The organism is Enterobacter sp. FUJ80071, assembly GCF_038739915.1.
Lineage (GTDB): Bacteria > Pseudomonadota > Gammaproteobacteria > Enterobacterales > Enterobacteriaceae > Enterobacter > Enterobacter kobei.
Map to the genome: position 1 here is coordinate 3,911,827 of NZ_JBBXKH010000001.1, position 14,302 is coordinate 3,926,128.

Annotated in this window: 17 protein-coding genes and 1 pseudogene; 13 read left to right on the forward strand and 5 right to left on the reverse strand. The window is 55.9% G+C overall.

Features of this window, described 5'->3' with window-relative positions:
* Positions 1 to 64 precede the first annotated feature (64 nt).
* The 4 genes and pseudogenes from speA to AAER43_RS18935 form a co-directional block, all read right to left on the reverse strand.
* Positions 65 to 2,041 (reverse strand): biosynthetic arginine decarboxylase, encoded by a 1,977-nt coding sequence (speA, locus tag AAER43_RS18920; protein ID WP_014885182.1) that lies wholly within the window; start codon positions 2,039 to 2,041, stop codon positions 65 to 67.
* An 8-nt stretch (positions 2,042 to 2,049) separates the two neighbouring features.
* Positions 2,050 to 2,181: an acid stress response protein YqgB gene (gene yqgB / locus AAER43_RS18925; protein WP_127312443.1), complete on the reverse strand. Its 132-nt coding sequence runs from the start codon at positions 2,179 to 2,181 to the stop codon at positions 2,050 to 2,052.
* A 94-nt stretch (positions 2,182 to 2,275) separates the two neighbouring features.
* Positions 2,276 to 2,365: pseudogene (locus AAER43_RS18930) on the reverse strand (hypothetical protein); the annotation flags it as partial.
* Positions 2,366 to 2,487: 122 nt separating this feature from the next.
* Positions 2,488 to 2,706, reverse strand: coding sequence for a hypothetical protein (locus AAER43_RS18935; protein WP_014885183.1), 219 nt, complete (start codon positions 2,704 to 2,706; stop codon positions 2,488 to 2,490).
* A 138-nt stretch (positions 2,707 to 2,844) separates the two neighbouring features.
* Here AAER43_RS18935 and metK point away from each other — a divergent pair, with 138 nt between their 5' ends.
* The 8 genes from metK (at position 2,845) to ruvX (ending at position 9,974) form a co-directional block, all read left to right on the forward strand.
* Positions 2,845 to 3,999 (forward strand): methionine adenosyltransferase, encoded by a 1,155-nt coding sequence (gene metK, locus AAER43_RS18940; protein WP_014885184.1) that lies wholly within the window; start codon positions 2,845 to 2,847, stop codon positions 3,997 to 3,999.
* Positions 4,000 to 4,417: 418 nt separating this feature from the next.
* A complete protein-coding gene (gene galP / locus AAER43_RS18945) occupies positions 4,418 to 5,815 on the forward strand; it encodes a galactose/proton symporter (protein WP_014885185.1) in 1,398 nt (465 codons plus the stop codon).
* A 58-nt stretch (positions 5,816 to 5,873) separates the two neighbouring features.
* Positions 5,874 to 6,371: a SprT family zinc-dependent metalloprotease gene (locus tag AAER43_RS18950; RefSeq protein ID WP_014885186.1), complete on the forward strand. Its 498-nt coding sequence runs from the start codon at positions 5,874 to 5,876 to the stop codon at positions 6,369 to 6,371.
* 94 nt (positions 6,372 to 6,465) lie between these two features.
* Positions 6,466 to 7,173 carry a deoxyribonuclease I gene (gene endA, locus AAER43_RS18955; protein WP_014885187.1) on the forward strand — a complete coding sequence of 236 codons (708 nt, stop codon included), beginning with the start codon at positions 6,466 to 6,468 and terminating at the stop codon, positions 7,171 to 7,173.
* A 51-nt stretch (positions 7,174 to 7,224) separates the two neighbouring features.
* On the forward strand, positions 7,225 to 7,956 hold the full coding sequence (rsmE, locus tag AAER43_RS18960) for a 16S rRNA (uracil(1498)-N(3))-methyltransferase (protein ID WP_023331277.1): 732 nt from the start codon (positions 7,225 to 7,227) through the stop codon (positions 7,954 to 7,956).
* A 19-nt stretch (positions 7,957 to 7,975) separates the two neighbouring features.
* The gene (gene gshB, locus AAER43_RS18965; RefSeq protein ID WP_023331278.1) at positions 7,976 to 8,923 is read left to right on the forward strand and encodes a glutathione synthase; all 948 of its coding nucleotides are present in this window, start codon (positions 7,976 to 7,978) and stop codon (positions 8,921 to 8,923) included.
* A 74-nt stretch (positions 8,924 to 8,997) separates the two neighbouring features.
* On the forward strand, positions 8,998 to 9,558 hold the full coding sequence (locus AAER43_RS18970; protein ID WP_008499752.1) for a YqgE/AlgH family protein: 561 nt from the start codon (positions 8,998 to 9,000) through the stop codon (positions 9,556 to 9,558).
* The gene (ruvX, locus tag AAER43_RS18975) at positions 9,558 to 9,974 is read left to right on the forward strand and encodes a Holliday junction resolvase RuvX (protein ID WP_006811925.1); all 417 of its coding nucleotides are present in this window, start codon (positions 9,558 to 9,560) and stop codon (positions 9,972 to 9,974) included. Before AAER43_RS18970 ends, ruvX begins: the two co-directional genes overlap by 1 nt.
* Before the next feature lie 10 nt (positions 9,975 to 9,984).
* Here the strand turns inward: ruvX and AAER43_RS18980 are convergent, their stop codons facing one another.
* Positions 9,985 to 10,965, reverse strand: a complete 981-nt coding sequence (locus AAER43_RS18980) for a type IV pilus twitching motility protein PilT (protein ID WP_045281449.1) — start codon at positions 10,963 to 10,965, stop codon at positions 9,985 to 9,987.
* 17 nt (positions 10,966 to 10,982) lie between these two features.
* Here AAER43_RS18980 and AAER43_RS18985 point away from each other — a divergent pair, with 17 nt between their 5' ends.
* From AAER43_RS18985 to hemW, 5 genes are read left to right on the forward strand one after another with little or no spacing between them, the layout of a single operon-like run.
* Positions 10,983 to 11,684, forward strand: a complete 702-nt coding sequence (locus AAER43_RS18985) for a YggS family pyridoxal phosphate-dependent enzyme (protein WP_014885191.1) — start codon at positions 10,983 to 10,985, stop codon at positions 11,682 to 11,684.
* Positions 11,685 to 11,705: 21 nt separating this feature from the next.
* Positions 11,706 to 12,272 (forward strand): YggT family protein, encoded by a 567-nt coding sequence (locus tag AAER43_RS18990; RefSeq protein ID WP_014885192.1) that lies wholly within the window; start codon positions 11,706 to 11,708, stop codon positions 12,270 to 12,272.
* Entirely contained in the window at positions 12,269 to 12,565 is a 297-nt protein-coding gene (yggU, locus tag AAER43_RS18995) for a DUF167 family protein YggU (RefSeq protein WP_014885193.1), read from the forward strand. Before AAER43_RS18990 ends, yggU begins: the two co-directional genes overlap by 4 nt.
* Positions 12,566 to 12,568: 3 nt before the next feature.
* A complete protein-coding gene (locus tag AAER43_RS19000) occupies positions 12,569 to 13,162 on the forward strand; it encodes an XTP/dITP diphosphatase (RefSeq protein WP_050861951.1) in 594 nt (197 codons plus the stop codon).
* The gene (gene hemW, locus AAER43_RS19005; protein ID WP_023338778.1) at positions 13,155 to 14,297 is read left to right on the forward strand and encodes a radical SAM family heme chaperone HemW; all 1,143 of its coding nucleotides are present in this window, start codon (positions 13,155 to 13,157) and stop codon (positions 14,295 to 14,297) included. The genes AAER43_RS19000 and hemW overlap by 8 nt, the downstream gene beginning before the upstream one ends.
* Positions 14,298 to 14,302 lie beyond the last annotated feature (5 nt).

Consider the following 14,302-nt stretch of genomic DNA (forward strand, 5'->3'; position numbering starts at 1 on the left):
CATGTAGCCATAAAAAAGGGTCTGACCACGGTCAGACCCTTTTCATATTCAGCTGGCGGAATAATTACTCGTCTTCGAGATAAGTATACCCGTACAGCCCCGCCTCAAACTCTTCCAGGAACTGCTGCTGCAATGCATCGTCGAGACCGGTGTTTTTCACCTGGTCGCGGAACTGGGTCAGCAGCGTTTTCGGATCGAGCTGAACGTATTCCAGCATGTCTGCCACGGTATCCCCCTCGTCAGACAGCTCAACTTCCACGCTGCCGTCAGGGAAGACAAACACGTCAACCGCTTCGGTATCACCGAACAGGTTGTGCATGTTGCCGAGGATCTCCTGGTACGCCCCGACCATAAAGAAGCCCAGCATCGGCGGGTTCTCCGGGTCGTACTCCGGCATTGGCATGGTGGTGGCGATACCGTCGCCGTCAACGTAATGGTCGATAGCACCGTCGGAGTCACAGGTGATGTCCAGCAGCACCGCGCGACGTTCCGGGGCGTGGTTCAGCCCTTCCAGCGGCAGAACCGGGAACAGCTGGTCGATACCCCATGCATCCGGCATCGACTGGAACAGCGAGAAGTTGACGTAAATCTTATCCGCCATACGTTCCTGCAGCTCGTCGATAATCGGACGGTGCGCGCGGTTGCTCGGGTCGAGCTGCTTCTGCACTTCATGGCACATGTTCAGATAAAGCTGCTCCGCCCACGCACGCTCCTGCAGGCTGAAGGTGCCTGACGAGTAGCCGACGTGAATATCGTGCAGATCCATCTGGCTGTCGTGCAGCCATTCGCGCAGGGAGCGACGCGTGCCCGGCTCGTGCATCTCCTGCCAGGTTTCCCACATGCTTTGCAGGGAACGCGGTGCATCATCCTGCGGCGGCGTCGCTTCGGAAATTTCGCTACGCTCAACGCCGATGATATTAGAGACCAGCACCGTATGGTGCGCGGTCACCGCGCGACCGGATTCGGTGATCACCGTCGGGTGCGGCAGGCCGTGCTCTTCACAGGCATCACCGATCGCCCAGATGATGTTATTGGCGTATTCATTCAGACCATAGTTCACCGAGCAGTCAGACTGCGAGCGGGTCCCTTCGTAGTCCACGCCCAGGCCACCGCCCACGTCGAAGCACTGAATATTCACGCCAAGCTTGTGCAGCTCAACGTAAAAACGGGCTGATTCACGCACGCCGGTGGCGATATCGCGAATATTGGCCATCTGCGAACCGAGGTGGAAGTGCAGGAGCTGAATGCTGTCCAGACGACCGCGCTCGCGCAGAATCTCCACCAGTTGCAGTACCTGGTTCGCCGCGAGGCCGAATTTGGATTTTTCACCGCCGGAGGACTGCCATTTACCGGAACCCTGAGACGCCAGACGCGCACGCACGCCGAGGCGTGGCACCACGTTAAGACGTTCAGCCTCTTCCAGCACGATCGCGATTTCAGTCATCTTCTCGATAACCAGATAGACCTTGTGGCCCATCTTCTCGCCAATCAGCGCCAGACGAATGTACTCACGGTCTTTGTAGCCGTTACAGACAATGACCGAACGGGTCATGCCCGCATGCGCCAGAACCGCCATCAGCTCCGCTTTGGAGCCGGCTTCGAGGCCCAGCGGCTCGCCGGAGTGGATAAGGGACTCAATCACGCGGCGGTGCTGGTTCACCTTAATCGGGTAAACCAGGAAGTAGTCGCCTTTATAGCCGTAGGATTCACGCGCGCGCTTGAAGGCGGCGTTAATAGAACGCAGGCGATGTTGCAGGATCTGTGGGAAGCAGAACAGTGCAGGCAAACGCTGGCCCTGAGCTTCACGGGCTTTCACCAGTTTGGCGAGGTCCACGCGCGCTTCAGGGACGTCCGGATCCGGGCAAACGCTGATGTGGCCCAGTTCGTTGACGTCGTAGTAGTTATTGCCCCACCAGGCAATATTGTATGTGCGCAGCATCTTGCTGGCTTCCTGGGAGCTCATCGCAACCTCCTGCATAGAACGTAGTACACCCTGTTCGCCCGCTGACGAAGGCGAAAAAGAAGACATGTCGTCAGACATAGCGAACCTCAACTCTTTGTATTAAGTGTAAAACAGTTGACTACTATCGCAGCGTTATACGGCGATAACAACCCATAAACGGCTCCGTTTCCCAGCAGAGTATGCTGAAATCCAGACCGTGCGACCGGTTTCTTATTCATATCATTGTAAAACACGTATCCGAACTCTGTATGACAAGGTTCGGCGAAACCACGAGAAAACTCTTGTATTAACAAGAGCGCCCTTGTTCAGTTTTCACACAGCCTGACCGGCCCTGGAATCCTGAGAAGCGCCGAGATGGGTATAACATCGGCAGGTTTGCAGACTAGAAATGCGGGTTGCGGGAATCAAATGCGCGCCAGAACGGCTGCGCTGAATTAGCGGAAAACGATGGTTCATTATCTCGTATCACCTCCACGGCCGCCTCTGCTGAAACGGACCCCAAGCCAAAGCTAAAAGTTCACTGCTTAACCCGGCTGGAAGTGGCGACTCGATGAGTTCATCGAGCGCTTATTTTGTATGAGCCGCGCGCCGCGTTTTATACCGAGAAGGGGGCTAAAAAGCAAAACAAAAATGCGTGGGTTGCCAGCGCCGTCAGGAAAAATTTCCAGCAGACATTTCAACGCCGTGAGAGATGAATCAAAAAAAACTGGAAATCGGGCGAAGAAGTGACCTAAAATAGCCATCCAGATGTTAATCCATCTATACTGATTAACACTCATACTGCCAGTGTCAAAAACCTGCAGGCCTTGGTAGAATTATCTCCTTTGGCTATTCCACACAGCAGCTTGAGCTAACCAAAATCCTCTTAGGTGAAATAAAACATGGCAAAACACCTGTTTACGTCCGAGTCCGTATCAGAAGGACATCCTGATAAAATTGCTGACCAAATCTCCGATGCGGTGCTGGATGCGATCCTGGCGCAGGATCCTAAAGCGCGCGTCGCGTGCGAAACCTACGTCAAAACTGGCATGGTTCTGGTTGGCGGTGAGATCACCACCAGCGCATGGGTTGATATCGAAGAGATCACCCGTAACACGGTGCGTGAAATCGGTTATGTGCATTCTGATATGGGCTTTGATGCCAATTCTTGCGCGGTGCTGAGCGCCATTGGCAAACAGTCTCCAGACATCAACCAGGGCGTTGACCGTGCCGATCCACTGGAACAGGGCGCGGGCGACCAGGGCCTGATGTTTGGCTACGCGACCAACGAAACCGACGTGCTGATGCCAGCCCCGGTCACCTACGCGCACCGTCTGGTACAGCGTCAGGCTGAAGTACGCAAAAACGGCACCCTGCCGTGGCTGCGCCCGGATGCAAAAAGCCAGGTCACCTTCCAGTACGATGACGGCAAAATCGTTGGCATCGATGCGGTGGTACTGTCTACCCAGCATTCCGAAGAGATTGACCAGAAATCCCTGCAAGAAGCAGTGATGGAAGAGATCATCAAGCCGGTTCTGCCGACCGAATGGCTGAGCTCTGCGACCAAATTCTTCATCAACCCAACCGGACGCTTTGTTATCGGCGGCCCAATGGGTGACTGCGGTCTGACCGGACGTAAAATCATCGTTGATACCTACGGCGGCATGGCACGTCACGGCGGCGGTGCGTTCTCTGGTAAAGATCCGTCTAAAGTTGACCGCTCTGCGGCATACGCGGCACGTTATGTTGCGAAAAACATCGTTGCTGCCGGCCTGGCTGACCGCTGTGAGATTCAGGTTTCTTACGCCATCGGCGTGGCTGAGCCAACCTCCATCATGGTTGAAACCTTCGGTACCGAGAAAGTGCCTTCAGAACAGCTGACCCTGCTGGTACGCGAGTTCTTCGACCTGCGTCCATACGGACTGATTCAGATGCTGGATCTGCTGCACCCAATCTACAAAGAAACCGCGGCATACGGTCACTTTGGTCGTGAACATTTCCCATGGGAAAAAACCGACAAAGCCGCCCTGCTGCGTGAAGCTGCCGGTCTGAAATAATCGACTGACAAGAGCGTTAAAAAAGCCAGCCTTTGTGCTGGCTTTTTTTGTGTCGGGTGGCGGCTGCGCCTTACCCGACCTACGGGGTATGGAGCTTTTGTAGGCCGGGTAAGGCGCAGCCGCCACCCGGCAATGTTTGGAACCGCTTACACGCCAGTCCATGTACCTCGCTTTCGGAATAATCTCTTTGCGTGATGGCATTTCTTGTGCTGTTACATTTCCTTTCAGTTAAGTCTGAAATGTATTCTTTCGCGATGCATATCACCTCATTTACCTCTATATTTTCAAAGCTTTAATAATTTTTACGGTTACACACCAGTGTAACCGATTACACCAATGTGATTAATCTCACATATTTTTACGGGTCACTCACCTACCCTTAACATCAATAAAACTGATAACCCAACTGGAGGGCATAATGCCTGACAATAAAAAACAGGGGCGTACGTCCAACAAGGCGATGACATTCTTCGTCTGCTTCCTCGCCGCCCTGGCAGGTTTACTTTTTGGCCTAGATATCGGCGTGATTGCTGGCGCCCTTCCCTTCATCGCAGACGAATTCCAGATTAACGCGCATACCCAGGAATGGGTGGTCAGCTCGATGATGTTTGGCGCAGCGGTTGGTGCTGTCGGCAGCGGCTGGCTCTCCTTCAAGCTCGGACGTAAAAAGAGCCTAATGATTGGTGCCATTCTCTTCGTCGCCGGTTCACTCTTCTCTGCTGCCGCCCCTAACGTTGAAGTGCTTATTCTTTCCCGCGTACTGCTGGGGCTGGCCGTCGGCGTCGCGTCCTACACCGCCCCGCTCTATCTCTCTGAAATTGCGCCAGAGAAAATTCGCGGCAGTATGATTTCGATGTACCAGCTGATGATTACCATCGGTATTCTCGGGGCTTATCTTTCCGATACCGCGTTCAGCTACAGCGGGGCATGGCGCTGGATGCTTGGCGTGATCATCATCCCGGCCATTTTGCTGCTGATTGGCGTCTTCTTCCTGCCGGACAGCCCACGCTGGTTTGCCGCAAAGCGCCGCTTCCACGATGCCGAACGGGTGCTGCTGCGCCTGCGCGACACCAGTGCGGAGGCGAAAAACGAGCTGGAAGAGATCCGCGAAAGCCTGAAGGTGAAGCAATCTGGCTGGGCGCTGTTTAAAGAGAACAGCAACTTCCGTCGCGCAGTATTCCTCGGCGTGCTGCTGCAGGTGATGCAACAGTTCACCGGGATGAACGTCATCATGTATTACGCGCCAAAAATCTTTGAGCTGGCGGGTTATACCAACACCACCGAGCAGATGTGGGGCACCGTCATCGTCGGCCTGACCAACGTGCTGGCGACCTTTATCGCGATCGGCCTGGTGGACCGCTGGGGACGTAAACCTACCCTGACGCTGGGCTTCCTGGTCATGGCGATCGGTATGGGCGTGCTGGGCACCATGATGCACGTCGGCATCCACTCCCCAACCGCACAGTATTTTGCGGTAGGCATGCTGCTGATGTTTATCGTCGGGTTCGCGATGAGCGCCGGTCCGCTGATTTGGGTACTGTGTTCTGAGATCCAGCCGCTGAAAGGGCGTGATTTTGGTATCACCTGCTCAACTGCAACCAACTGGATTGCCAACATGATCGTCGGCGCGACGTTCCTGACCATGCTCAATACCCTGGGCAATGCCAACACCTTCTGGGTCTACGCCGGTCTGAACATCTTCTTTATTGTGTTGACCATCTGGCTGGTTCCAGAAACCAAACATGTTTCACTGGAACATATTGAACGTAACCTGATGAAAGGTCGTCCACTGCGCGAAATCGGCGCACACGACTAATCCTCTTGCGGGAGGCGCCTCTTGCGCCTCCCCGCTTCGCGCTTTATGCTCTGCCCCTATGAAAGCTCCCCGTCTCCCCATCGCCCTTCAGCAAGCCGTTATGCGCAGCCTGCGGGAAAAACTCGCCCAGGCGAACCTGAAGCTCGGTCGGAATTACCCTGAACCGAAGCTCGTCTATCAGCAGCGTGGCACCGCGGCGGGTACTGCCTGGCTGGAATCGTATGAGATCCGCCTGAACCCGGTGTTGATGATGGAAAACCAGCAGGCGTTTATTGAGGAAGTGGTGCCGCATGAGCTGGCTCACCTCCTGGTGTGGAAACATTTTGGTCGCGTCGCGCCGCACGGAAAAGAGTGGAAGTGGATGATGGAGGCAGTACTGGGCGTTCCGGCGCGCAGAACTCATCAGTTCGAGCTGGAATCTGTACGTCGCAATACGTTCCCCTACCGCTGCCAGTGTCAGCAGCATCAGCTTACCGTCCGCCGCCATAATCGCGTGGTCCGCGGCGAGGCGACCTACCGCTGCGTCAAATGCGGCGAACCGCTGATTGCGGAGTAATCATTTGAACATTCAGGAACTTTCCTGATCTGACTGATTGCATACAGGAAAAACATTCGTTACGTTGCGGGCTCGTTTTGACACGGAGTGTAAGATGTCCCGTAATTTTTCTCTCGCGGTCGCCTTTCTGACGACAGCGTTCTCAGGCCATGCTCTGGCCGATGGTATCAACAGTTTTTCCCAGGCCAAGGCAGCAGGCGTGAAGGTGAACGCCGATGTGCCGGGCGATTTCTACTGCGGCTGTAAAATTAACTGGCAGGGTAAAAAAGGGGTCGTGGACCTGGAGTCCTGCGGCTATAAGGTGCGTAAAAACGAAAACCGCGCCAGCCGCATCGAATGGGAACATGTCGTTCCGGCATGGCAGTTTGGCCACCAGCGCCAGTGCTGGCAGGATGGCGGTCGTAAAAACTGTTCTAAAGATCCTGTCTACCGCCAGATGGAAAGCGATATGCATAACCTGCAGCCCGCCGTGGGTGAAGTGAACGGTGACCGCGGCAACTTTATGTACAGCCAGTGGAACGGTGGCGAAGGCCAATATGGCCAGTGCGGCATGAAGGTGGATTTTAAAGAAAAAGTCGCCGAGCCGCCTGCCCGCGCGCGCGGCAGCATCGCCCGCACCTACTTCTACATGCGTGACCGCTACGACCTCAACCTCTCCCGTCAGCAGACGCAGTTGTTCAATGCGTGGGATAAGCAATATCCGGTGACGGAGTGGGAATGTCAGCGCGACGAACGCATCGCCAGAGTCCAGGGGAATCATAACCCGTACGTCCAGCGGGCTTGCCAGGCGCAAAAGAGCTAACCTACACTACGGCAATTCGCTTATCTCGCATGACATATGGAATTTCTGACTATGCGCATTCCTCGCATTTACCACCCTGAACTGATTACCGCAGGTCGCGAAATCGCCCTGTCTGACGACGCCGCCAACCACGTTGGCCGCGTGCTGCGCATGGGGGCTGGGCAGGCAATACAGCTTTTCGACGGCTCTAATCAGATTTTCGAGGCGGAAATCACCCGGGCGGATAAAAAAAGCGTGCATGTGAATGTGTTGCGCGGTGAAGTGGACGACCGTGAATCGCCGCTGCACATCCACCTGGGCCAGGTGATGTCCCGCGGGGAAAAGATGGAATTCACCATTCAAAAATCCATTGAGCTGGGTGTAAGCCTCATTACGCCACTTTTTTCCGAGCGCTGTGGCGTTAAACTGGATGCGGAACGTCTGAACAAAAAGATCCAGCAGTGGCAGAAAATTGCCATTGCGGCGTGTGAACAGAGCGGCCGCAACCGCATACCGGAGATCCGCCCGGCAATGGACCTGGAGGACTGGTGTGCCGAAGAGGAGAGCGGACTGAAGCTCAATCTTCATCCGCGCGCCAGCGCCAGCATTAATACGCTGCCGCTGCCCGTTGAACGTGTACGCCTGCTGATTGGCCCCGAAGGCGGCCTGTCGGCGGACGAAATTGCGATGACGGCGCGTTACCAGTTTACTGATATTCTGTTGGGACCTCGCGTTCTGCGCACTGAGACAACGGCACTCACGGCCATTACCGCGCTACAGGTACGGTTTGGCGATCTGGGTTGAAGTATAAACGGAGAAGAACATGATTAAGCTCGGCATCGTGATGGACCCCATCGCAAACATTAACATCAAGAAAGATTCCAGCTTCGCTATGTTGCTGGAAGCGCAGCGTCGCGGCTATGAGCTCCACTATATGGAGATGAACGATCTTTACCTGATCAACGGTGAAGCCCGCGCGCGTACCCGCATCGTTAACGTCGAGCAGAACTACGACAAATGGTACGAGTTTGGCACCGAGCAGGATATTGCCCTCGCCGATCTCAACGTTATTCTGATGCGTAAAGATCCGCCGTTCGACACCGAATACATCTACTCCACCTATATCCTTGAGCGTGCCGAAGAGAAAGGGACGCTGATCGTCAATAAGCCGCAGAGCCTGCGCGACTGCAACGAGAAGCTTTATACCGCCTGGTTCTCAGACCTGACGCCTGAAACGCTGGTGACCCGCAGCAAAGCTCAGTTGAAGGAGTTCTGGCAAAAACACGGCGATATCATCATGAAGCCGCTGGACGGCATGGGCGGCGCGTCTATTTTCCGCGTGAAGGAAGGCGACCCGAACATTGGCGTGATTGCCGAAACCCTGACCGAACTGGGTACCCGCTACTGCATGGCCCAGAACTATCTGCCCGCCATTAAAGATGGCGACAAACGCGTTCTGGTCGTGGATGGCGAACCCGTACCTTACTGCCTGGCACGTATCCCACAGGGTGGCGAAACGCGCGGTAACCTGGCGGCCGGTGGACGCGGTGAGCCGCGCCCGTTGACCGAAAGCGACTGGGAAATTGCCCGCCGCGTTGGCCCAACGCTTAAAGCCAAAGGCCTGATCTTTGTTGGCCTGGACATCATTGGCGATCGCCTGACGGAAGTGAACGTCACCAGCCCAACCTGCATTCGCGAAATCGAAGCGGAGTTCCCGATCTCGATCACCGGAATGCTGATGGACGCTATCGAAAAACGTTTACAGAAATAATCTGTGACAGCGCCCGGCTTTATCCCCATACTGGGCGCTGTCGCTTTTTAAACCAGGAAACAGTACCTCTGACAATGAATTTACAGCATCACTTTCTTATTGCCATGCCTGCTCTCCAGGATCCGATTTTTCGCCGCGCCGTGGTTTATATTTGTGAATACAATGAAGACGGCGCGATGGGCATTATCATCAATAAGCCACTGGAAAACCTGCAGGTTGAAGGGATTCTGGACAAGCTGAAAATCCCGGCTGAAGCGCGACTGCCGGAGATCCGGCTTGATAAACCGGTGATGCTGGGTGGACCACTTGCAGAAGATCGCGGCTTTATCCTGCATACCCCGCCGGTATTCTCTTCCAGTATCCGCATCTCCGATAACACCGTGATCACCACCTCGCGCGACGTTCTCGAAACGCTGGGTACCGCAGAACAGCCTTCCGAAGTGCTGGTGGCGCTGGGTTACTCGTCGTGGGAGAAAGGCCAGCTTGAGCAGGAAATCCTCGATAACGCCTGGCTTACCGCACCGGCGGACATGAATATTCTGTTTAAAACCCCGATAGCCGATCGCTGGCGCGATGCGGCAAAACTGATTGGCATTGATATTCTGACCATGCCTGGTGTCGCGGGGCACGCCTGATGAGCGGAACACTTTTGGCCTTTGATTTTGGTACCAAAAGCATTGGCGTCGCTGTGGGTCAGCGCATCACCGGTACCGCGCGTCCGCTCACGGCCCTGAAGGCCAACGACGGCACGCCCGACTGGAATCTTATCGAACGACTGCTGAAAGAGTGGCAACCGGATGATGTTATCGTTGGGCTGCCGCTGAATATGGACGGCACCGAACAACCCCTTACCGCCCGCGCGCGTAAGTTCGCCAATAAAATCCATGGCCGCTTTGGCGTCTCCGTGAAGCTTCACGACGAGCGTCTTAGCACCGTCGAAGCGCGTGCTGGCCTGTTTGAGCACGGCGGCTTCCGGGCGCTCAACAAAGGTAGCGTAGACTCCGCCTCTGCCGTCATCATCCTCGAAAGCTATTTCGAACAGGGCTATTAATCTCAGGGGCCTATAGCCGCCCCTGCGCCCGTCTCTCCGCCACGCTCTGATCAAAGTTCTGCATTCCCGCCTGCTGGCCTGTTTGAATGATACCGGGCAGTTGCCAGGTTTTTCCTTCACGAATCAGATTTGCCGCCGCCGGGGTATTCACCAGCAGTTCATACAGCGCGACACGCCCACCCTGCAGGTCGGGAAGCAGCCTCTGTGCCAGCACCGCACGCAGGCTACCGGCCAGCTGGTTACGTACCGGGTCTTTCTCCTGCGCCGGGAAGGTGTCCACCAGCCTCTCAATGGCCTGCGAGGCACCCCGCGTATGCAGTGTCGCCAGCACCAGATGCCCGGTCTCCGCCGCCGTCAACGCGAGACGGATCGTCTCTGCATCACGCAGCTCCCCCAGCAAAATCACATCTGGATCCTCGCGTAACGCTCCGCGCAGCGCCTCGACAAAAGACGGGCAGTGCTGACCTATCTCCCGCTGCTGAATCAGGCAGCGTTCGCTCCGGTACAGATACTCCACCGGATCTTCAAGCGTGAGGATATGCCCGTCAGTATGGTGGTTGAGGAAATCGACCATCGCCGCCAGAGTGGTGGATTTGCCGCTGCCGGTCGCCCCCGTCACCAGAATCAACCCATTGTCACTGGATAACAGTTCCGGAATGGCACGCGGCACGCCCAGCGAAGAGAGTGGCGAACAGGTGCGTGGCAGCAACCGCAGGGCGATGGACACCCCGTTAATCTGCTTAAACGCACTCCCACGCAGACGCTGGCCTTCTGCCACCGTCACGGCAAAATCGACCTGACCGTGAGCCCACCAGCTTCCCTGCTGCTCATCATTGAGCCACGCTTTTAATAACGTCCCGACATCAGGCGGCGGAAACGGCGCGGGTTCAAGGCGTCCTGACCGGCGCCAGCGGGGTGGCGAATCACTGCACAGGTGTAGATCGGAGACGTTATGCTTTACACTAAGGGCCACCATTTCTTCCACATCCATAGACTACTCCTCGGAAAATGAACGACATTGCGCATAACCTGGCACAGGTCCGGGACAAAATCTCAGCTGCCGCAACGCGTTGCGGCCGTGCTTCAGAAGAAATTACGCTCCTTGCAGTCAGCAAAACCAAGCCTGCGAGCGCCATCGCAGAAGCGATTGATGCAGGCCAGCGCGCATTTGGTGAGAACTACGTGCAGGAAGGCGTGGATAAAATTCGCGACTTCCGGGAAAAGGGGAATACGGATCTTCAGTGGCACTTTATTGGTCCACTGCAGTCGAACAAAAGCCGTCTGGTGGCTGAGCACTTCGACTGGTGCCATACGATTGACCGTCTGCGCATTGCCACACGCCTGAACGAACAACGCCCGGCAGAGATGCCAGCGCTTAACGTGCTGATACAAATCAACATCAGCGACGAAAACAGCAAGTCTGGCATTGCGCTGAGCGAGCTGGATGCGCTGGCCGCAGACGTGGCCGCGCTGCCACGCTTAACCCTGCGTGGGCTGATGGCTATTCCGGCGCCAGAGTCAAGTTATGAAAGGCAGTTTGCCGTGGCACAGCAAATGGCTGTAGCATTTGAGGCGCTTAAAGCGCGCTACAACACGGTAGACACGCTTTCTCTGGGCATGTCGGATGATATGGAAGCCGCCATCGCGGCAGGCAGCACTATGGTGCGCATCGGTACCGCCATTTTCGGTGCGCGCGACTACTCCAAATAATAAGGAAACCTGAGGAACGCCATGAAGACGTTGACTTTCCTGCTCTCAACGGTCATTGAGCTGTATACGATGGCGCTTTTGCTGCGCGTCTGGATGCAGTGGGCCCGTTGTGATTTTTACAATCCGTTCTCCCAGTTTGTCGTGAAAATCACGCAACCTATTGTCGGGCCCCTGCGCCGCATTATCCCGGCCATGGGTCCCATCGACAGCGCTTCGCTGCTGGTAGCGTTTATTCTTAGCGTTATCAAAGCCATCGTGCTGTTTATGGTCATCACCTTCCAGCCGATTATCTGGATTGCCGCCGTGCTGATTCTGATCAAAACCGTCGGTCTGCTGATTTTCTGGGTGCTGCTGGTGATGGCCATCATGAGCTGGGTGAGCCAGGGGCGTAGCCCGGTAGAGTATGCCCTGATTCAGCTGGCCGAGCCGCTGCTGCGTCCGATCCGTAACTTACTTCCCTCTATGGGCGGCATCGACTTCTCCCCGATGATTCTGGTTCTGCTGCTCTATGTGATCAACATGGGGATCGCTGAACTGCTGCAGTCTACGGGCGACATGCTGTTGCCGGGGCTGTGGATGGCGCTATGAGTGCCGTAAGCACCTGCGCTGACGGGCTGGTTTTGCGGCTGTATATTCAGCCGAAAGCCAGCCGTGACAGTATTGTTGGACTGCATGGCGACGAGTTAAAAGTCGCCATCACCGCCCCGCCGGTTGACGGTCAGGCAAACGCGCATCTGACCAAATATCTGGCAAAACAGTTTCGCGTGGCCAAAAGCCAGGTCATCATTGAAAAAGGCGAACTGGGGCGGCATAAACAGGTAAAAATCCTCAACCCGCAATCCATCCCGACGGAAGTCGCGGCTTTGACAGAACAGGACTAAACCATGCAGAAAGTTGTTCTCGCGACCGGCAACGCCGGAAAAGTGCGCGAGCTGGCCTCGCTATTAAATGATTTTGGGCTGGATGTGGTCGCTCAGACCGATCTTGGCGTAGATTCTGCCGAAGAGACGGGGCTGACGTTTATTGAAAACGCGATCCTGAAAGCACGCCATGCCGCGCAGATTACCGGTCTGCCCGCCATTGCCGATGACTCCGGTCTGGCCGTCGATTTTCTTGGCGGCGCGCCGGGGATTTACTCTGCTCGTTATTCCGGTGTTGATGCAACCGACCAGCAGAATCTGGAAAAGCTGCTTTTTGCCCTGAAAGACGTACCGGACGAACAGCGGACCGCACAGTTCCACTGCGTGCTGGTCTATCTGCGTCACGCAGAGGACCCGACGCCGATCGTCTGCCACGGTAGCTGGCCGGGCGTGATTACCCGTGAAGCTGCGGGCAACGGCGGTTTTGGCTACGACCCGATTTTCTTTGTCCCGTCCGAGGGCAAAACCGCAGCGGAACTGACCCGCGAAGAGAAAAGCGCGATTTCCCACCGTGGGCGCGCACTGAAACTGTTACTGGAAGCACTGCGTAATGGCTAATTTGCCACCTCTGAGTCTTTATATTCACATCCCGTGGTGCGTGCAGAAATGCCCGTACTGCGATTTCAACTCGCACGCGCTGAAAGGTGAAGTGCCGCACGATGACTACGTTGCGCATCTGCTGGCTGACCTGGACGCCGATGTACCTTACGCACAGGGACGTGAAGTTAAGACCATTTTCATTGGTGGCGGTACGCCGAGCCTGCTGTCAGGCCCGGCGATGCAGACGCTGCTGGACGGCGTGCGTGCGCGCCTGAGCCTGGCCGCGGATGCTGAAATTACGATGGAAGCCAACCCTGGTACCGTTGAGGCCGATCGTTTTGTCGAGTATCAGCGTGCAGGCGTGAACCGTATTTCCATCGGCGTGCAGAGCTTTAGCGAGCCAAAACTGAAGCGCCTGGGGCGCATTCACGGTCCTGAGGAAGCAAAGCGTGCGGCAAACCTGGCGACAGGACTGGGTCTGCGCAGCTTTAACCTCGATTTGATGCACGGCCTGCCGGACCAGTCGCTCGACGAAGCGCTGGACGATCTGCGCCAGGCGATTGAACTTAACCCGCCGCATCTGTCCTGGTATCAGCTCACCATCGAACCCAACACGCTGTTTGGTTCCCGTCCTCCGGTTCTGCCGGATGACGACGCGCTGTGGGATATTTTCGAGCAGGGCCACCAGTTGTTAACCGCTGCGGGGTATCAGCAGTACGAGACGTCTGCGTATGCGAAACCGGGGTATCAGTGTCAGCACAACCTGAACTACTGGCGTTTTGGCGACTACCTGGGAATTGGCTGCGGCGCGCACGGTAAGGTGACTTTCCCGGACGGTCGCATTCTGCGTACCGCCAAAACCCGCCACCCGCGAGGGTATATGGAAGGCCGTTATCTCGAGCGCCAGCACGACGTTGAGGCGGCGGATAAACCGTTTGAGTTCTTTATGAACCGCTTCCGCCTGCTGGAAGCCGCGCCGCGCGCGGAATTTGCGCGTTACACCGGTCTGCCGGAGTCAGTGATTCGTCCTCAGATTGACGAGGCGCTGGCGCAGGGGTATCTGACTGAGTGTGAAGATTACTGGCAGATCACCGAGCACGGCAAACTGTTCTTAAATTCCCTTCTTGAGCTGTTCCTCGCCGACGATTCCTGAAGGCT